This is a genomic window from Streptomyces sp. CCM_MD2014 (genome assembly GCF_000772045.1).
Classification (GTDB): domain Bacteria; phylum Actinomycetota; class Actinomycetes; order Streptomycetales; family Streptomycetaceae; genus Streptomyces; species Streptomyces salinarius.
Genome location: NZ_CP009754.1, coordinates 3,291,356 through 3,309,978 on the forward strand (window position 1 = coordinate 3,291,356; position 18,623 = coordinate 3,309,978).

At 72.2% G+C, this 18,623-nt stretch carries 17 protein-coding genes; 7 read left to right on the forward strand and 10 right to left on the reverse strand.

The genetic code is table 11. The features are described 5' to 3' along the window. The first annotated feature begins 29 nt into the window (after positions 1-29). Positions 30-1,148, forward strand: a complete 1,119-nt coding sequence (locus NI25_RS14210) for a hypothetical protein (RefSeq protein WP_061442812.1) — start codon at positions 30-32, stop codon at positions 1,146-1,148. 64 nt (positions 1,149-1,212) lie between these two features. On the opposite strand, the gene msrA is transcribed toward NI25_RS14210, so the two are convergent. Continuing rightward, positions 1,213-1,725 (reverse strand): peptide-methionine (S)-S-oxide reductase MsrA, encoded by a 513-nt coding sequence (msrA, locus tag NI25_RS14215; protein WP_061442813.1) that lies wholly within the window; start codon positions 1,723-1,725, stop codon positions 1,213-1,215. A 221-nt stretch (positions 1,726-1,946) separates the two neighbouring features. On the opposite strand from msrA, the gene NI25_RS14220 reads away from it, so the two are divergent. The 4 genes from NI25_RS14220 to NI25_RS14240 all read left to right on the forward strand — a co-directional run bounded on the left by NI25_RS14220 (position 1,947) and on the right by NI25_RS14240 (position 4,440). After that, positions 1,947-2,300, forward strand: a complete 354-nt coding sequence (locus NI25_RS14220; RefSeq protein ID WP_061442814.1) for a DUF6247 family protein — start codon at positions 1,947-1,949, stop codon at positions 2,298-2,300. 325 nt (positions 2,301-2,625) lie between these two features. After that, complete coding sequence (locus NI25_RS14230; protein ID WP_061442815.1) at positions 2,626-3,219, forward strand: DUF4291 domain-containing protein; 594 nt, start codon at positions 2,626-2,628, stop codon at positions 3,217-3,219. Next, on the forward strand, positions 3,216-3,809 hold the full coding sequence (locus NI25_RS14235; RefSeq protein WP_061442816.1) for a DUF3885 domain-containing protein: 594 nt from the start codon (positions 3,216-3,218) through the stop codon (positions 3,807-3,809). Before NI25_RS14230 ends, NI25_RS14235 begins: the two co-directional genes overlap by 4 nt. A gap of 10 nt (positions 3,810-3,819) precedes the next feature. Next, positions 3,820-4,440, forward strand: coding sequence for a hypothetical protein (locus tag NI25_RS14240; protein ID WP_061442817.1), 621 nt, complete (start codon positions 3,820-3,822; stop codon positions 4,438-4,440). 38 nt (positions 4,441-4,478) lie between these two features. Here the strand turns inward: NI25_RS14240 and NI25_RS14245 are convergent, their stop codons facing one another. Then, positions 4,479-5,075: a TetR/AcrR family transcriptional regulator gene (locus NI25_RS14245; RefSeq protein WP_061442818.1), complete on the reverse strand. Its 597-nt coding sequence runs from the start codon at positions 5,073-5,075 to the stop codon at positions 4,479-4,481. Between the two features lie 158 nt (positions 5,076-5,233). Between NI25_RS14245 and NI25_RS14250 the strand changes: the two genes are divergently transcribed. Then, positions 5,234-6,271, forward strand: a complete 1,038-nt coding sequence (locus tag NI25_RS14250; RefSeq protein WP_061442819.1) for an aldo/keto reductase — start codon at positions 5,234-5,236, stop codon at positions 6,269-6,271. Positions 6,272-6,289: 18 nt separating this feature from the next. Here NI25_RS14250 and narI read toward each other — a convergent pair whose 3' ends face one another. The 6 genes from narI to NI25_RS14280 form a co-directional block, all read right to left on the reverse strand. Further along, positions 6,290-7,003 (reverse strand): respiratory nitrate reductase subunit gamma, encoded by a 714-nt coding sequence (gene narI / locus NI25_RS14255; RefSeq protein ID WP_061442820.1) that lies wholly within the window; start codon positions 7,001-7,003, stop codon positions 6,290-6,292. Continuing rightward, positions 7,000-7,719, reverse strand: a complete 720-nt coding sequence (gene narJ / locus NI25_RS14260; RefSeq protein ID WP_061442821.1) for a nitrate reductase molybdenum cofactor assembly chaperone — start codon at positions 7,717-7,719, stop codon at positions 7,000-7,002. Before narJ ends, narI begins: the two co-directional genes overlap by 4 nt. Further along, positions 7,716-9,404, reverse strand: a complete 1,689-nt coding sequence (narH, locus tag NI25_RS14265; protein WP_061442822.1) for a nitrate reductase subunit beta — start codon at positions 9,402-9,404, stop codon at positions 7,716-7,718. The genes narJ and narH overlap by 4 nt, the downstream gene beginning before the upstream one ends. Further along, on the reverse strand, positions 9,404-13,147 hold the full coding sequence (locus NI25_RS14270; RefSeq protein ID WP_061442823.1) for a nitrate reductase subunit alpha: 3,744 nt from the start codon (positions 13,145-13,147) through the stop codon (positions 9,404-9,406). The genes narH and NI25_RS14270 overlap by 1 nt, the downstream gene beginning before the upstream one ends. Positions 13,148-13,363: 216 nt before the next feature. Then, a complete protein-coding gene (locus NI25_RS14275) occupies positions 13,364-14,155 on the reverse strand; it encodes an SDR family oxidoreductase (protein ID WP_061442824.1) in 792 nt (263 codons plus the stop codon). Between the two features lie 178 nt (positions 14,156-14,333). Continuing rightward, positions 14,334-15,374 (reverse strand): NAD(P)-dependent alcohol dehydrogenase, encoded by a 1,041-nt coding sequence (locus NI25_RS14280; RefSeq protein ID WP_061442825.1) that lies wholly within the window; start codon positions 15,372-15,374, stop codon positions 14,334-14,336. 168 nt (positions 15,375-15,542) lie between these two features. Here NI25_RS14280 and NI25_RS14285 point away from each other — a divergent pair, with 168 nt between their 5' ends. Next, positions 15,543-16,421, forward strand: a complete 879-nt coding sequence (locus NI25_RS14285) for a helix-turn-helix domain-containing protein (RefSeq protein WP_061446918.1) — start codon at positions 15,543-15,545, stop codon at positions 16,419-16,421. Here NI25_RS14285 and NI25_RS14290 read toward each other — a convergent pair. After that, entirely contained in the window at positions 16,407-17,093 is a 687-nt protein-coding gene (locus NI25_RS14290) for an ABC transporter ATP-binding protein (RefSeq protein ID WP_061442826.1), read from the reverse strand. The two genes, NI25_RS14285 and NI25_RS14290, sit on opposite strands and share 15 nt — an antisense overlap. A gap of 33 nt (positions 17,094-17,126) precedes the next feature. After that, entirely contained in the window at positions 17,127-18,614 is a 1,488-nt protein-coding gene (locus tag NI25_RS14295; protein WP_061442827.1) for an ABC transporter permease, read from the reverse strand. Positions 18,615-18,623 lie beyond the last annotated feature (9 nt).

Here is an 18,623-nt window from a genome sequence, read left to right on the forward strand (position 1 = left end):
TTGTCGGCGGCGTCTGGTTCGCTTGAGACATGGAGATTCTCTGGGTCCTGATGGCACTGGTCATGCTCGGCTTCGTGCTGCTCCAACTCTCGCGGCGCCGGCGCGGTGCGGTCGGCCTGGTCGAGCCCGGCCACCCGGACGCCGCCGACCCCGCGAACTACGGCTTCGCCCGCGAGGAGGAGCTGGACGTCCGCATGCCCGGTCCCGACCAGGACTTCCTGGACGTCCTCGACCTGGTGCAGCGCACCCAGGACTACCGGGGGGCGCAGCAGCTGCTGGCCGGCACGGAGGCGGAGGGCGAGCGGCGCTGGCAGCGCGTGCAGGCCTTCGCGGGCGCCGCGTCGCTGGAGCTGCGGCAGCGGCCCGGCGGCGTGGGTGAGACGCCGGGCGGGCAGTGGCTGCGGGTGTGGCGGGCGGAGGCGCCCAAGGACGCGGGCGGCGCGGCGGTGCACGCCGAGTTCCTGGTGCAGCAGGCGTGGCGGACGGCGACGCCGGGCACGGACGAGTTCCGGATCATCATGGAGGAGGCGAAGGCCGCCTGCGGCGAGGCGGCCCTCCTCGCGCCCGGTGACCCGATCCCGTACATCGTCGAGCTGTCGGTGGCCCGCGGTCTCGGCTACCCGCGCGAGGAGTTCGAGCAGCTCTGGCTGAAGATCCTGGACCGCGCCCCCCACCACATGGGCGCGCACCTGGCCGCCCTTCAGTACTGGTGCGAGAAGTGGCACGGCTCGCGCGCGCTGGCGTACTCCTTCGCGGAGGCGGCGGCCGCGCGCGCCCCGCGGGGCTCGCTCCTGGCGGCGATGCCGCTCTTCGCGGTCTTCGAGCACCTGCCGGAGGTCAACCTGGTCAGCGGCTTCTACCAGAGCGAGGTCGTCACCAAGGCCGTCCACGGCGCGCTGCACGCGGTGCACTCGGCCCGCCCGGACGACCCGATGCAGGCGCACGTCCGCCATCTCCTGGTCTTCTTCCTGGTCCGCGGCGAGCGCTGGGCCGAGGCCATGAACCAGCTGACGGTCATAGACGGGCACGTCGGCGCGCTGCCCTGGACCCTGTCGGCCGACCCGGCGGCGGAGTTCGCGGTCTACCGCGCGCTGGCGGTGGCGGGGTACGAGGCGAACGGCGGAAGCCCGGCCACGCTGCCGCACTGAGCGCCGGGCGCGCTCACGCGGACGGCCCGGCCGATCCCGGCCGGGCCGCCGCTCCGCGAGTCCCTCAGCCCTCGGTACGGGCGGGCAGCCGCCATCCCGGGCGCGGGAAGTGGCAGGTGTACCCGTCCGGGTAGCGCTGCAGGTAGTCCTGGTGCTCGGGCTCGGCCTCCCAGAAGGGGCCGACCGGCTCCACCTCGGTGACGACCTTGCCGGGCCACAGCCCGGAGGCGTCCACGTCGGCGATGGTGTCCTCGGCGATCCGCTTCTGCTCGTCGTCCACGTAGTAGATCGCCGAGCGGTAGCTGAGGCCGATGTCGTTGCCCTGGCGGTTCTTGGTGCTCGGGTCGTGGATCTGGAAGAAGAACTCCAGGAGCGCGCGGTAGTCGGTCACCTCGGGGTCGAAGAGGATCTCGATGGCCTCCGCGTGCGTGCCGTGGTTGCGGTACGTCGCGTTCGGCACGTCGCCCCCGGTGTAACCGACCCGAGTCGCGGTCACGCCCGGGAGCCGGCGGATCAGCTCCTCCATGCCCCAGAAACATCCGCCCGCCAGCACGGCCCTCTGCGTCTGCGCAGCCATCGCGGCACCCTCCAAAATCTCTCGGCTCGGTCGTCCGGGCCACTCGGCCCGTACGTCACCGGCCTGCATGCCCACGTTGCGTGCAACGCTCGGGGCGCCCCGACGATTCCGCGCCGCCGGACGGGGCGTATCGGTTATGCCTCACCTGTTCGAGCGGTGCCTCGGCGCCCCTGCCGGACAGCCCGAGGCGCGGGACCAGAATCGCGCCCATGGGAGCAGCGATGACCATCTCCGCCGCCGGGCAACCACTCATTCCCCAGCCCTCCGCAACGGTGGCCGCCCTGCGTCAGGCCGTCGGGCAGATCACACCGGCGGCGCTGCCCGCGTTCACACGCGAGCTGGACCAGGCGGCAGACCAGTCCCGGCAGGGCTCGGATCTGGCACCCCTGCAACGGTTCGTCGCCCAGTGGGCGGCCTACGTCTACATCCAACGCCAGCCGGGCCTGGCAGCAGACCTGCGCGCCTGGGAGGACCGCGCCGCATCCGGCGACGCTGCCCAGGCGCGCCAAGCCGCGTCCGAGATCGGACGCATCCTCGACCAGGCGCACGCAGCCGTCGGTCTTCACTCCCGATGACTGTGGAGCGGCGATGAGAGTACGACCCCGACTACGACCACGTGGCAGGCGGTCTCCCGGCCACCTCGTGACGGAAGGGGAACGCCTGGCCGGACAACTGATCGACCTGGCCAGTACGGGTGTCGACATCAGCGATCTCGGCAACGGCCCGTGCTCGGGCGGACTGCGAAGGATGGATGCGGCCGGCGGGTGGTTCTACTTCCTGGTTGCACCGCGGGGTCCCTTGGTCATCGTCGTCCGATTCATCCCCCCGTTCGACGCGCTGTAGCCGTCCCCGTCGAAAACCGATGGCCCGGGGCGTGGCCTCCGGTCGAAGCTGTACGGCATGTACGAAGCGCAGCGCGAGATCCGGGCGGTTCACACGGCGTCCACCGTCACCGTCTACCAGGCGTACTCCCCGGAGATCGGCCTCCCCGCCGCCCGGGAGGGACGTTTTCCGGCGGCCTGGAAGCGGGACAGGATGACGTGGATCAAGCCGTCGTTCCTGTGGATGATGTACCGCTGCGGATGGGCCACCAAGGAGGGCCAGGAGACCGTCCTGGCCGTCGAGATCGGCCGCGACGGCTTCGACTGGGCCCTGCGCAACGCGTGCCTGTCGAGCTACGCGCCCGGCGTGCACCCCGACCGGGAGACCTGGCAACGCGAGTTGAAGCGCTCGCCCACCCGCGTCCAGTGGGACCCGGAGCGCGACCTGCGTCTGCGGCCCCTGCCGTACCGCTCCCTGCAACTGGGGCTCTCCGGCGAGGCCGCACGCGGTTACGCCGACGAGTGGACGGTCGCCATCCGGGACGTGACCCCGCTCGCCCACGAGATCCACGCCCTCGTGCGGAAGGACGACCTCGACGCGGCGCGAGCCCTGCTGCCCCGGGAGCAGCCGTACCCCGCCGCGGAAGAACTGCTGAGTAACCTACGACCGTGACGGACCACTCCCCCGGCGCGCTCGCCGCCCTGTGGCGCGCCCGGCGCCCGTCGGGGCCGCCCGTCGCGCACACGTTCCGCAGTGCGTACGCCGACCGCTGGGTCCGATTCCACAGCCTCCCCGGCTCGAAGCGCTATCCGGAGTCCGAGGACGAGTACGCGGTCGTGCTGCACCGGTACAACACGGTGCTCGACGAGTTGTTCGCAGACCGCCACGTGTACGTCGTGACCTCGGAGTGGTCCGGTGCGCCCGACGGACCGGCCGCGTTCCCGACGCCACGGCGGGAGCTGCACCCCAATGGCGTCCCTTGGTGGACCGACTCGGACGAGGACGACCCCGACCCCGCCTTTCACACCCACACCCGCTTCTACGCGGACCTGCGTCCCTGGCGGCACGGCTGCGTCGACGCCCTGCTGCGCGCGGTGGCCGACGAGGCGCTCGTCGACGTGTTCGTCACGGACACGGAACTCCGCCGCATCCACCACCCGTACGACGGCGGTGCGGACGTCGTTCTCGCCACGCCCGGCGAGCGCGACCGGCTTCGCGGCCGTCACGCGGACTGGCTGTCCAGCCGGCCTTCCGGACTCTGAGGGAGTCACCATGTCCAGGGCGAAGAAGTCGCCCCTCACCGAGCCGTCGGTGCACGAGCCGCAGCTTTCGGCGTACCAGCGAGCCATGCGGGACCGGCTGCTCGCGGCGCCCGTGGTGGCCGCGCCCGAGCCCTGGCGATCCGTCGCCTTCGTAGCGGTCGGCGGGTTGCTCGGCATCGGTTTCGCCTCGCATCCCGAGAGCGGACGCGACCTGGTCATGGTCGTCTCGCACGACGGTCACGGCCTCTTCGACGCCGTCACCGGGGAGAAGATCGCCAGGGACCGGGACCCCGATCCCGAGAGCAGCACACCGGACGAGGCGGCCGATCTCTCCTGTCCCGGGCTGGGGCCGGTCGAAGGCAGCAGGGTGCACATCGCGGGCCTCTTCGGTGGCGGCCTGCACACCGGCACCCGGGACGGATGGGAGCTGGAGGTCGTCACCCCCGCCTGGCCGAACGAGCGCGTCCTGCTGTCCCGCGACGGCGGACTCCCGCACGCCGGTCCGCACGGGGAGGGCTGGTGGCACATTTTCCACGCCGACTACTCGACCTTCCGGGCGGCCGGCTTCTCGCCCTCCGGCCGGACCATCGCCGTGGCGACGAGCAGCGACCTGTCGCTGTGGACGCGCTGAGCGGACGAACCTGACCCGGAACGCCCGCCGGGCCCGGATCACCCCACCCCGCGCAACCCCGCGACCAGGACCCGCACCAGCTCCCGCGCGTCGTACTGCGGGCTGGGGGTCTCCGCGCCGATGCAGAGGTTGCCGACGCCGCGCATGAGGGCGTAGGCCCCGACGTCGGTGTGGATCTCGCCGGAGGCGGTCGCGGCGGTGAGGAGGTCGGTGCAGACGGGGACGAGGCGGTCGAGGAAGTAGGCGTGGAGGGTCTCGAAGCCGGCGTTGTCGGACTGGAGGACCGCGGCGAGGCCGTGCTTGGTGACCAGGAAGTCGACGAAGAGGTCGATCCAGCTCGCGAGCGCGGCGTACGGGGTCGGGCTGCTCGCCAGCAGGGCGGGGCCGGCCTCGGCGCAGGCCTCCACCTGGTGGCGGTAGACGCCGATGATGAGGTCCGCGCGGGTCGGGAAGTGGCGGTAGATCGTGGCCGTGCCGACGCCGGCCTCGGCCGCGATGTCGCGTACGGGGGCCTCCACGCCCGATCTGACGAACACCGCGGCGGCCGCGTCGAGCAGGGTCTCCTCGTTGCGCCGGGCGTCCGCGCGCTTGGGCCGCGAGGCCGCCCGCCCCGTCGCCGCTTCGCCGTCCTTCACCGTGCTCTTCCCTTCACCGCTTGATAAACGGGACAGCGTTCCGTATCGTCGGACGAGTAAACGGGACGGTGTTCCGCTTGGGCTCTCCATGATGCCAGAGCGTCGAGCCCGCCACCAAGCCATGCCACGTCACGCCACCCGCAGTGGAGGAACACGTCATGCAGTACCGCACCTTGGGCCGCACCGGAGTGCAGGTCAGCTCGCTCGCGCTCGGCGCCATGAACTTCGGCAGCATCGGGCGCACCACCCAGGACGAGGCCACCGCCATCGTCGACGCCGCCCTGGAGGCGGGGATCAACCTCATCGACACCGCCGACATGTACGGCGCCGGCGAGTCCGAGGAGATGGTCGGCAAGGCGATCGCCGGGCGTCGCGAGGACATCGTGCTGGCCACGAAGGCGAACATGCCGATGGGCGACGACCCCAACCACCAGGGCTCTTCGCGCCGTTGGCTGGTCACCGAGCTGGACAACAGCCTGCGGCGGCTCGGCGTCGACCACGTCGACCTGTACCAGATCCACCGGTGGGACCCGAACACCAGCGACGAGGAGACGCTGTCCGCGCTCACCGACCTGCAACGCGCCGGGAAGATCCGGTACTTCGGGTCCTCCACCTTCCCCGCGTACCGGATCGTCGAGGCGCAGTGGGCCGCCCGCGAGCACCGGCTGAGCCGGTACGTCACCGAGCAGCCCAGCTACTCCATGCTCCAGCGCGGGATCGAGAGCCACGTGCTGCCCGTGACCGAGCAGTACGGACTCGGCGTGCTGGTGTGGAGCCCGCTGGCCTCGGGGTGGCTGTCGGGCGCGGTGCGCGCGGGCCGGGAGGTCACCACGCACCGGTCCGGGTTCATGCCCGAGCGCTTCGACCCCTCGGTGCCCGCCAACCAGGCCCGGCTCGACGCCGTCGAGAAGCTGGCCGCCGTCGCCGACGAGGCCGGGCTCACGCTGATCCAGCTCGCGCTCGGCTTCGTGACCGCCCACCCGGCCGTGACCGGCGCGCTCGTCGGGCCCCGCACCCTGGACCACCTGCGCTCCCAGCTCGCCGCCGCCGACACCGTGCTCTCCGACGACGTCCTCGACGCGATCGACGCCGTCGTCGCGCCGGGTACGGACCTGGCTGCGCACGAGAAGTTCGACGCCACGCCCGCGCTGCTCGACCCAGCGCTGCGCCGCCGGCGTCGGCCGGCGACCCGCTGAGCGGCGCCCGCCGAGCGGTCAGCGTCCCGGCCGGCCCGCCGCCACCCCGCCGCGCCCCCGGGAGCGGTACACGACGTACGGCCGCACCAGATAGCCCAGCGGTGCCGTGAAGGCGTGGACCAGGCGGGTGAAGGGCCACAGGGCGAAGAGGGCCATGGCGAGGAGCGCGTGCAGGCGGTAGACCAGCGGCGCCCCGGCCATCGCGGTCACGTCCGGGTCCAGGACAAACAGGCTGCGGAACCAGACCGAGACGCCGAGCCGGTAGTCGTACGTCGAGGCCGCGGTCGCCCCGGACGCGGTGGCCGTCAGTCCGGCGAGGACGACCGTGATCAGCAGGGGGTAGACCACCCGGTCGCCGCGGCTGGTCGCGGCCCGGACCGCCGGGGTGCGCAGGCGGCGGTACAGGAGGAGGGCGAGGCCCGCCAGGGTGGCCAAACCCGCCGTGCCGCCCGCGAGGAGGGCGTTGGTGTGGTACAGCTCCTCGCTGATGCGCAGGCGGTCGGTCAGCGCCTCGGGGACCAGGAGACCGGCCGCGTGGCCCGCGATCACGAACAGCAGGCCGTAGTGGAAGAGCGGGCCGGCGACGCGCAGCAGCCGGCTCTCGTGCAGCTGGCTGGAGCGGGTGGTGAAGCCGAAGCGGTCGTAGCGATAGCGCCAGGCCGTGCCCGCCACCAGCACCACCAGGCTCAGGTAGGGCAGGACGCCCCACAGGGCGGTGTGCAGGTGCCTCATCGGCGGACTCCTTCGTCGTGCGGCCCGGACTGCCCGTACGGCCCCGACTGCGCGTACGGCTCCGACCGCCCGTACGGCCCCGGCTGCCCGGACCGGGCGGGGAAGGCGCCCGGCACGTCCAGGCCCACCGCCTCCGCGGGCGGGCCGGTACGGGCCAGGCGCAGGGCCTCCTCACGGCTGGCCGGTGCCTGGCCCGGCAGGCACCGGGAGACTGCCTGGAGGAGGGCGGCGTAGGGGCTGTGGTACGCCTCCAGGGCGTAGCGCAGGACCTCGATCGCCGCGCGGTGCTCGGTCAGCAGCGCGGTGCCCGCGTCGGGGGTGCGGGCGGCGAACTCCAGCAACAACGGCAGGAAGTCGGGCAGTTCGTCGTCCGGGGGCAGCCAGCCGTGGGCGCGGTACGCGGACTTGATACGGGCGAGTGCAGCGCCCCGGCGGCGGGTGTCACCGTCGGTGTAGTAGGTGAGGTAGAGGCAGCGGCGCCGGCTGCGGTCGAAGGTGGCGACGTAGCGGGCGGCCAGGGCCAGGGGGTCTTCCCGCTCCGCCTGGTCGCAGAAGGAGAGGAGGAGGGGGATCTCGGGGCCGGGGAGGGCGGCGACCGTCTCGCGGACGGTGCGCGGGCGGCGGGGCCAGTCGCGGTCCGGGTAGGCCAGCAGCAGGGAGGCCGCCTGGAAGACGACCGGGGCGACGGGGGCGCTTGCGGCACGGCCGCGGCTCACAGCTCGGGCTCCGTCCGCACGGAGCGGCGGGCGCGCGGGAAGAGGCCGTCCGGGCGTCCCTTCCCGTTCCAGTTCAGGAGGTTGACCCGGCCGCGCAGGGACGTGGATCCGCGCAGGGACGTGAACGTGCCGGAGGTGTCGGCGGTCGGCGGCGCGTGGAAGGCCTCCGGGTCGAACCCCCGGGCCTGCGACATCGCGCCCGCTCCAGCACCCGCACCGTCCGGCATCATCCCCGGTCCGCCCTCGCCGTCCAGGCTGCAGCCCGCGCCGGTCCCGTCGGGGTCGGGGACGGAGCCGGTGTAGGTGGTCGGGATGACGTACCGCTCGTCGTACTTGGCGAGGGCGAGCAGGCGGTACAGCTCCAGGATGCCGGGCTCGTCCAGGCCGACCGCCTCGGCGATCCGCGGGTCCTGTGCCTCTCCGAGGTTCACGCGCCGCATGTGGGAGCGCATCGCCGCCAGCCGGCACAGGGCGGCCTCGACCGGCCCCGGGTCGCCCGCGGTGAAGAGTTCGGCGAGGTAGCCGAGGGGGATGCGGAGGGTGTCGATCGCGCCGAAGAGGGCGGCCGGGTCCTCCCCGTCGTGGCCGGTGCCCGTGAGGGCGTCGACGACCGGGGAGAGCGGCGGGACGTACCAGACCATGGGCATGGTGCGGTACTCCGGGTGCAGCGGGAGCGCGACGCGGTAGCGGCTGATCAGGGCGCGCACCGGGGAGCGGCGCGCGGCCTCGATCCAGTCGTGCGGGATGCCGGACGCCTGGGCCGCGCGGGCCACCTCGGGGTCGTCGGGGTCGAGGAAGCAGCCGAGCTGGGCCTCGTACAGGTCCTTCTCGTCGGTGACGGAGGCTGCGGCGCCGACCTTGTCGGGGTCGTAGAGCATGACGCCGAGGTAGCGGAGGCGGCCGACGCAGGTCTCGGAGCAGACGGTCGGGTCGCCGGCCTCGATGCGCGGGTAGCAGAAGGTGCACTTCTCGGCCTTGCCGGTGGCGTGGTTGAAGTAGACCTTCTTGTACGGGCAGCCGCTGACGCACATCCGCCAGCCCCGGCAGCGGTCCTGGTCGACGAGGACGATGCCGTCCTCGAGGCGCTTGTAGAGGGCGCCGGAGGGGCAGACGGCGACGCAGGACGGGTTGAGGCAGTGCTCGCAGATGCGGGGCAGGTAGAACATGAACGCCCGCTCGTAGTCGAGGCGGACCTGCTCGCTCATCCGGGCGAGGAGGGGGTCCGCGGCGAGCTGTGCGGGGCCGCCGCCCAGGTCGTCGTCCCAGTTGGGGCCCCAGATGATGGCGGTGGGGTGGCCGTCGATCGCCGAGCGGGGCGGGGCGGTGGGGATGTCGTCGCCGAGGGGGGCGGTGGTGAGGTTCTCGTAGTCGTAGGTCCAGGGCTGGTAGTAGTCGTCCAGGGTGGGGAGTTCGGGGTTGGCGAAGAGCCGGGCCAGGCGGCGGGCTCGGCCGCCGCTGCGCGGGACGAGGCGCCCGCCCTTGAGCCGCCAGCCGCCCTTCCACTTCTCCTGGTCCTCGTGGCCCCGGGGGTAGCCCTGGCCGGGGCGGGTCTCGACGTTGTTGAACCAGGCGTACTCGGTGCCGGTGCGGTTGGTCCAGGTCTGTTTGCAGGTGACCGAGCAGGTGTGGCAGCCGATGCACTTGTCGAGGTTCATGACCATCGCCACCTGTGCCATGACGCGCATCAGTAGGTGACCTCCTGGGAACGGCGCCGGATCGTGGTGACGGCGTCGCGCTGGTTGCCGGTCGGGCCGTAGTAGTTGGGGGCGAAGGAGAGCTGGCCGTAGCCGCCGATCAGGTGGGTGGGCTTGACGAGCAGCTTGGTCAGGGAGTTGTGCACGCCGCCCCGGCGGCCGTTCGCCTCCGACTTGGGCACGTTCACCAGGCGTTCCTGCACGTGGTACATCAGCACGGTGCCGTCGGGGATGCGGTGGGAGACGATCGCGCGGGCGACGACGACGCCGTGCGCGTTGACGGCCTCGACCCAGTCGTTGTCGGCGGCGCCGATCGCGTCGGCGTCGGCGGGGCTCATCCAGATGACGGGGCCGCCGCGGGCCAGGGTCTGCATCAGCAGGTTCTCCTGGTACTCGCTGTGGGTGGACCACTTGGCGTGCGGGGTGAGGTAGCGGACGGTGACCGCACGGCCCTCGCCCGCCGACGTCGGCGCGTCGCCCAGTTCGGCGAGATCCAGCGGGGGCCGGTAGACCGGGAGTTGCTCGCCCAGCTCGGCCATCCAGTCGTGGTCGACGTAGAAGTGCTGGCGGCCGGTGAGGGTGTGCCAGGGCTTCTTGTGCTCCGTGTTGACGGTGAACGGCGAGTAGCGCCGGTCGGGTCCCTCCTTGCCGGACCACTCGAAGCTCGCGCCGACCTGCACGGGCCGTTCCTGGGTGTCGGAGAAGACCACGCGCCGTTCCGCCACCGACGCGGCCAGCTCCGCGAGCCCGGCGCCGGGGCCGACGCGGTCGGCGAGCCGGTCGAAGCCCTCGGCGGCCAGGCGGCCGTTGGTGGTGCCGGACAGGGCGAGGATGGCCTCGCAGAACTTGACGTCGGTGTCGAGCAGGGGGCGCCCCCGGGCCGGTCCGGCGGGTGCGGTGCCGCAGCGGGCGGCGAGCCAACGGGCCTCGTCGTGCGGGTTGACGGTGACGCCCTTGACGGTCATGCCGTGTTCCTCGGCCAGCGGGCCGAAGGCGGCGAGCCGGTCGGCGACGGCCGTGTAGTCCCGTTCCACCAGGGTCACCCGAGGGGCGTTGCGGCCCGGCTCGATGGGGGTGCGGCCGTCGCGCCAGTCGGTGACCCGGCCGCCCGGCTGGGCGGTCTCGCCGGGGGTGTCGTGCTGGAGGGCGGTGGCGAGAAGGTCGTACGCCGTGTCGAGGCGGCCGGCGGCGAGTTCGCTCAGGCGGCGGGCGAGGGAGTGGAAGATTTCGAAGTCGGTGCGGGCCTGCCAGGGAGGGTTGATCGCGGGGCTGAAGGCGTGCACGAAGGGGTGCATGTCCGTGGAGGACAGGTCGTGCTTCTCGTACCAGGTGGCGGCGGGCAGCACGAGGTCGGAGAAGAGCGTCGTGGAGGTCATCCGGAAGTCGAGGCTGAGCAGCAGGTCGAGCTTGCCCTGCGGGGCGTCGTCCCGCCAGGCCACCGAGCGCGGCCGGTGCTCGGGCGGCGCCTCGTCGGCGGTGGCGCCGTCGCGGGCGCCGAGCAGGTGGCGCAGGAAGTACTCGTTGCCCTTGGCGGAGGAGCCGATCAGGTTGGCCCGCCACACGGTGAGCACGCGCGGCCAGTTGCGGGGCGCGTCGGGGTCCTCGCACGCGAAGTCGACGGCGCCCGAGGCCAGTTGCTCCGCGATCCACTCCCCCGGCTCCTGACCGCTCTCTCGGGCGCGGCGGCCCAGGTCGAGCGGGTTGGCGTCGAAGGTCGGGTACGACGGCATCCAGCCGAGCCGGGCCGACTGGGCGACCAGGTCGGCGGTGTGCAGCCCGGCGAGGGAGCCGGGCGCGGTGGGCGCGGCGAGGGCGTCGGCGGCGTGGGACTCGTACCGCCACTGGCCGCTGTGCAGGTACCAGTACGGGGTGCCCGCCATCTGCCGCGAGGGCCGGACCCAGTCGGCGGCCGTGGACAGCTGCTGCCAGCCGGTGTACGGGCGGACCTTCTCCTGGCCGACGTAGTGCGCCCAGCCGCCGCCGTTGACGCCCTGGCAGCCGGTGAGGATGAGCAGGGAGAGGAAGGAACGGTAGATGGTGTCGGAGTGGAACCAGTGGTTGGTGCCGGCGCCCATGACGATCACGCAGCGGCCGCGGGTCTGCTCGGCGGTGCGCGCGAACTCCCGGGCCGCGCGGACCGCCGCCCCGGCCGGGACGGAGGTGAGGCGCTCCTGCCAGGCGGGGGTGCAGGGCTGCTCGGCGTCGTCGTAGCCGGTGGGCCAGTGGCCGGCGAGGCCGGGGCGGGCGACGGCGTACTGGGCGAGGAGGAGGTCGTAGACGGTGGTGACGAGCCGGCCGCCGATCTCCCGGGCCGGTACGCCGCGCACGACGGTGGCGCCGGGTTCGTCGAAGCGGGGCAGCACCACCTCGACGCCGTCGTCGCCGCGGCCGCCCGTGTGCCCGTGCAGGGTGAGGAGCGGGTCGGTGCCGCCCAGGTCGAGGTTCCAGCGCCCTTCGCCGCCCTTGCCCCACCGGTCGCCGAGGGTGCCGTTCGGGACGACCACGTCGTCGGTGTCGGCGTCGATCAGCACCGGCATCCAGGCCCGCGCCGCGGCGTCGGCGTGCCGGCCGAGCCCGAGGTCGGCCGCGGTGACGAACTTGCCGGGCGTGTAGCGGTCCGCCGTGCGCCCCTCGCGGGGCCCGTCCGCGTGCCCGTCCGCGTGCTCGTCGAGGGCGACGAGGAAGGGCAGGTCGGTGAAGCGCTTGACGTAGTCGGTGAAGTACGGAACTTGACGGCGCACGAAGAACTCGGTGAGCAGGACGTGTCCCATGGCCATGGCGAGCGCCCCGTCGGTGCCGGGGTGCGGGTGCAGCCACTCGTCGGCGAACTTGGTGGCGTCCGCGTAGTCCGGCGAGACGACGACGACCTTCTGGCCCCGGTAGCGCGCCTCCGCCATCCAGTGCGCGTCGGGGGTGCGGGTGACGGGGACGTTGGAGCCCCACAGCATCAGATAGGCCGCGTCCCACCAGTCGCCCGACTCCGGTACGTCGGTCTGGTCGCCGAAGACCTGCGGGGAGGCGATCGGCAGGTCGGCGTACCAGTCGTAGAAGGAGATCATCGGGGCGCCGATGAGGGAGTGGTAGCGGGCGCCGACCGCGTGCGAGGCCATGGACATGGCGGGGATCGGGGAGAACCCGGCGACCCGGTCGGGGCCGTATTCGGCGATGGTGTGCACCTGGGCGGCGGCGGCGATCTCCAGCGCCTCGTCCCAGTCGACGCGGACGAAGCCGCCGCGACCGCGGGCCGACTGGTAGCGGCGGCGCTTTTCGGGGTCGGAGGTCAGCTCGGCCCAGGCGGCCACGGGATCGCCGCCGTGCCGGCGTTTTGCGTCCCGGTACATTTCCACGAGGACGCCGCGGGCCAACGGATGGCGAACACGGGTGGGCGAGTAGGTGTACCAGGAAAAGGAGGCGCCGCGCGGGCATCCGCGCGGCTCGTACTCGGGCCGGTCGGGGCCGACGCTCGGATAATCCGTCTGCTGGGTCTCCCAGGTGATCAGACCGTCCTTGACGTACACCTTCCACGAACACGATCCCGTGCAGTTGACGCCGTGAGTGGAGCGCACGACTTTGTCATGCGCCCACCGCTCACGATAAGGACGGTCGTTGACGTTCTGGTCCGTGCGGTACACGGCCCTCAGATCGAGGGTGGTCGGGGACCTCCGCAGCAGCCGACCTGCCTTCAGAAGCCGGTCGGCGGCGTCGGCCGCGGCCTTCGCCCTGCTTCGCACCACGCTGCCATCTCCTTGCGGACGCGACGGAGCAATGCCCGCCGGAATACGGCGGGCACGCTGTGTGCCGCATTCAGCATCTCGCCGGAATCCACTGCAGAAACGGTATTTCTTCAGCCTTTGCGGAGGAGGGGGGGAAGGTTTTGGTCCACTTTGCAATTGTTGTCATGCGCATATTCTTCAGCTGCGCCGAGTTTCGGCCAGAAAGGCCCGGACAACTCATACGGCCACTCTCTCCGCCAGGAATTCCGTCCACGTCACCTTGCCGACCAGCGCGTCTTCCAGAGTGAGATTCTGGCCAGAACGGTACGCGCGCCCCGCTTTCCCGGGAATGCGCACCGGCAGCTTCGGGCGCCGGCGCCCGCCGCGCAGGTCCAGATAGGAATGGGCCAGCGTGGCCAGATCGAGGACCTCGGGACCGGTCATGTCGGGCACCCGGCCGGACGGCTCGGCAAGCGTCAGCTCGGCCAGGCGTACGGCGACCTCGCGGGCGGCGACCGGTTGCAGACGCAGCCCGCCGGGCACCGGGAGCACCGGCAGCCGGGTCATCTTCTCGATCATCGTCAGGGTCAGCTCGTGGAACTGGGCCGCCCGCAGCACCGTCCAGCCGAGGCCCGAGTCGGCGATCGCCCGCTCCGAGTCCAGCTTGGTGCGCAGCCAGGCGAGGGGAACGCGGTCGGCTCCGACGACCGAGATGTACGCGAGGTGCCGTACGTCCGCGCGGGCGGCGGCGCGGACCAGGGTGCGGGTCGCCTCGTCGTCGCCCTTGGGACCGCCCGCCAGGTGCAGCACGGTGTGCACGCCGTCGACGGCGGCCTCGACGCCCTCGCCGGTACGCAGGTCGCCGGTGACGTACGTGACGCCGTCACCGGTGGCGGGGCGGGTCTGCCGGGTGAGGACGCGGACGTCGCGGCCGGCCTCCCGCAGCAGCGGGACGACGTGGCCGCCGAGGGTGCCGGTGCCTCCGGTGACCAGGAGGGGGGTGCTGGGGGTCGAGGCGTGGTGCGTCATGGCTGCTGCTCCCGGTGTCCGTGGCGTCCGGGGAACGGGGGCCGGTGCCGATGCACCGCCGCCCCGCCCGGACGTCCGCCGTGTGTGTCGTGGCGGTATGACCCGGGGCGGGGCGGCTGTGTGACAGGGATCGGGGAAGAATCCGGGGAAATTTTTTCTCCGGGCTCTCCCGGGAGGATCAGATCGTCGCGGTGTCGATCACGAAGCGGTAGCGCACGTCGCTGGACAGGACGCGCTCGTAGGCCTCGTTGATCTCGGAGGCGGCGATCAGCTCGATCTCGGCGCCGATGCCGTGCTCCGCGCAGAAGTCCAGCATCTCCTGGGTCTCGGCGATGCCGCCGATCATGGAGCCGGAGAGGGACTTGCCGCCGCCCAGCAGCGCGAAGAGGTTGAGGGAGACCGGCTCCTCGGGAGCGCCGACGTTGGCCAGCGTGCCCTCCGTCTTGAGCAGCCCCAGGTAGGCACCGAGGTCGAGCGGGGCCGAGACCGTGGAGACGATCAGGTCGAAGGTGCCGGACAGTTCCTCGAAGGTGGCCGGGTCGCTGGTGGCGTAGTAGTGGTCGGCGCCCAGCTTCAGGCCGTCGTCCTTCTTGCGCAGGGACTGCGACAGCACGGTCACCTCGGCGCCCAGGGCGTGCGCGAGCTTGACGGCCATGTGACCGAGGCCGCCCAGGCCGACGACGGCGACCTTCTTGCCGGGACCGGCGTTCCAGCGCCTGAGCGGGGAGTACGTGGTGATGCCGGCGCACAGCAGGGGCGCGGCCTCGTCCAGGGAGATGCCCTCGGGGATGCGGAGGACGAAGTTCTCGTCGACGACGACCTTCTCGGAGTAGCCGCCGTAGGTGACCTCGCCGTCCCTGCCGACGGCGTTGTAGGTGCCGGTGTTGCCGCTGGTGCAGTACTGCTCCCGGCCGGCCCGGCAGTTCTCGCACTCGCGGCAGGAGTCGACCATGCAGCCGACGCCCACCCGGTCGCCGACCTTGAACTTGGTGACGCCGGGGCCGACCTCGGAGACGACGCCCGCGATCTCGTGGCCGGGGACCATCGGGAAGATGGCCTCGCCCCAGCCCTCACGGGCCTGGTGGATGTCGGAGTGGCAGATGCCGGCGAACTTGATGTCGATCAGGACGTCGTGTTCACGCACCTCGCGCCGCTCGATGGTGGTGCGCTCCAGCGGCGCCTTGGCGGCGGGTGCTGCGTACGCGGCGACAGTGGTCATGCCGGGTTCTCCGGGATTCTCTTGACGTGACTGGGTGATGCTTCCACCCTGCCCGGTGCCCGCTGATCCACCCAGACCACGGCTTTGCGTACGACCGGCGTGCGTACCACTGGCGGGGACAGGCTCGTGTGCGTACGACCGGGAATACGTCCGGTGATACTGGAGAGCATGGATGGACAGCTTGACCGGCGGGCCGAACTGAGCGAGTTCCTGCGCACCCGGCGGGCCCGGCTCAAGCCGGAGGACGTGGGCCTGGAGTCCTACGGACGCCAGCGCAGGGTGCCCGGGCTGCGGCGGGAGGAGCTGGCGCAGCTCGCCGGGGTGTCGGTGGCGTACTACACCCGTCTCGAGCAGGGCAACGGGCAGAACGTGTCGGCGGAGGTCCTGGACGCCATCGCCCGGGCGCTGCGGCTGACCGACGCCGAGCAGGCGCACCTGACCCACCTGGCGCGGCCGAAGCAGCAGCGCAGGCGGGCGTCGGCGGGTCGGAGCCAGCAGCGACCGGTGCGGGTGGCGCTGCTCCAGCTGCTGGAGTCGATCGACACGGTGCCCGCGTACGTGACGGGCCGCCGTTCGGAGATCCTCGCCTGGAACCGGATGGCCGCGGCCCTCTTCGGCGACTGGGGCAAGCTGCCGGCCGCCGAGCGCAACTGGGCGCGGCTGGTCTTCCTGAACCCGGACTACCGCGAGCTGTTCGTCGACTGGGACCAGAAGGCGTACGACATGGTCAGCTTCCTGCGCATGGACGCGGGCCGCCATCCGGACGACCCGCGCCTGTCCGCGCTGGTCGGCGAGCTCTCGGTGAAGAGCGAGGAGTTCCGCCGCCTGTGGGCCACGCACGACGTCAAGGAGAAGAGCTACGGCGTCAAGCGGATGCGGCATCCGCTGGTCGGTGACCTGACCCTGTCCTTCGAGACGTTCCGCCTGGTCGACGACGACGAGCAGGCCTTCGTCACGTACCACGCGGAGCCCGGCTCCCCGTCGGCGGACGCGCTGCGCCTGCTGGCGAGCTGGGGGACGGACGCGGCGGCCTCACTGCCTACATGAGCTCTCCTTGACCGTGATGCGGCCCTTGCGGATGGTGGCCACGCGGGGGGCCTTCCTGGCGATCGCCGAGTCGTGGGTGACCATGACGAAGGTGAGGCCCAGCTCCTTCCACATGCGGTCGAGCACGTCCATGATCTCGTCGCGGGTCGACTCGTCGAGGTTTCCGGTGGGTTCGTCGGCGAGGAGCACCTTGGGCTGCTTCACCAGGGCGCGGGCGATGGCGACGCGCTGCTGCTGGCCGCCGGACATCTCGCCGGGGAGGTGGCCGAGGCGTTCGCCCAGGCCGACGGAGGCCAGGGCCTCGGCTGCCTTCTCGCGCCGCTCCTTCGCCTTGACGCCGAGCGGGACCAGGGCGGTCTCGACGTTCTCCTGGGCGGTCAGGGTCGGGATCAGGTTGAAGGACTGGAAGACGAAGCCGATGCTCTCGCTGCGCACCCGGGTCAGCCTGGCCTCGGGGAGCGTGGCGAGGTCGGTGCCGTCGAGGACGATCCGGCCCGAGCTGGGCCGGTCGAGGGCGCCCAGCATCTGGAGCAGGGTGGACTTGCCGCCGCCGGTGGGGCCCTGGATGACGAGCCGGTCGCCGTCGGCGATGGTCAGGTCGACGCCGTCGAGGGCGTGCACGGTGGCCTTGCCGCGGGTGTAGTGCTTGGTGACGCCGCTGAGTTCGTACATGGTGCTACTCCTGGAGTACGGGGAAAGGGGGCGCTACTCGACGCGGCGCAGGGCGTCCGCCGGACGCAGTCGCGAGGCGCGCCAGCCGCCGAAGCCACCGGCGACGAGTCCGCCGGCCACGGCGAGGCCCACCGCGAGGGCGACGGTGGTGAGGCTGACGGGTGCGGTCAGCGCGATGTCCAGGGTCTTGGCGGCGGCCTGCCGACCAGGGCCGCCCATGCCGCCCCCAGTGAGGCCGCCGGGCCCGCCCGCGCCCCCGCCGCCGCCCGTGCCGCCGCCCAGTTGGGCCTGCAGCGTCGGGCTGACGGCGGTGACGGCGCAGGCGCCCGCGAGGCCCAGTGCGATGCCGAGGACGCCGCCGACCAGGCCGTTGACGACGGCCTCGCCGATCACCTGTCGGGTGACCCGGCCCGAGCGCCAGCCGAGCGCCTTGAGCGTGCCGAACTCGCGCACCCGACGGGAGACGGCGGAGGAGGTGAGCAGACCGGCGACCAGGAAGGCCGCCGCCAGGACGACGACCGACAGCCACTTGCCGACGCCGGTCGCGAGCGAGGAGGCGGTGGACAGGGAGCCGGAGACGGTGTCGGCGAGGTCGGCGGAGGTGGTGACCGTCGTACCCGAGATGTTCTTCTGGATCGCGGACTTGACGCCCTCGATCCGCTGCGAGTCGGTCGCCTTGACGTAGATCGTGGTGACCTTGTCCTTCGCGTCGCCCAGCGTCTGGGCCTGCTTCAGCGGCACGTAGAGGTTGGCCGCCGCGTCACCGCTGTCGGCCGTGGCGATGCCGACGATCTCGAACTCCGTGTCCTTGACGGTGACCGTGCTGCCGGTCTTGAGCTTCTTCTCCTTGGCGTACGCCGAGTCGGCGACGGCGACCTTGGCGTCGGTCTCCGACTCCTTGAAGGTGCGTCCGCTGGTGATGGTGGACGTGGTCAGCGGGCCGAGGGCGGGCTCGGTGACGTCGGTGCCGTAGACGGAGTAGCTGTTGACGTCGAAGTCGGCGCCACCGCCCTGGACGCGGCCCTGCGGGGACTGGCCGCCGCCCGGGCCACCGCCCTGGCCCGCGCCGCCCGCGCCGCCGCCGGAGGCGTCCTGCTTGAACTGGCCGCGCGAGAACTCGCCGCTGACCTTGACGACCTGGAGGCTCAGACCGCCCACCGCGTCGGCGACACCGCTCTGCCCGGCGACCTTGCCGACGGTGGAACTCGCCAGCGTCTGGAAGCCCTGCACCATGACGCGGTCGGTGCTCTGCTCCTCCTCGGAGCCGTCGTCCTGCGCGTCGAAGCGGAAGCGCGGCCGTTCGGCGGTGCTTCCGGAGGAGGCCTGGGCGGCCTTGGTGACCGTCATGTCCGTGCCGAGCCCGTACAGGGACTGCAGGACCTTGTCCTGGGCCCGGCCCATGCCGGAGGAGACCGAGTCGACGACGATGACCAGCGCGATGCCCAGGGCCAGTCCGGAGGCGACGACGAGGGCCGCCTTTCTGCGGCGGCGCAGCTCGCGCCTCAGGTAGGTGAAGAACATGGGCGCAAG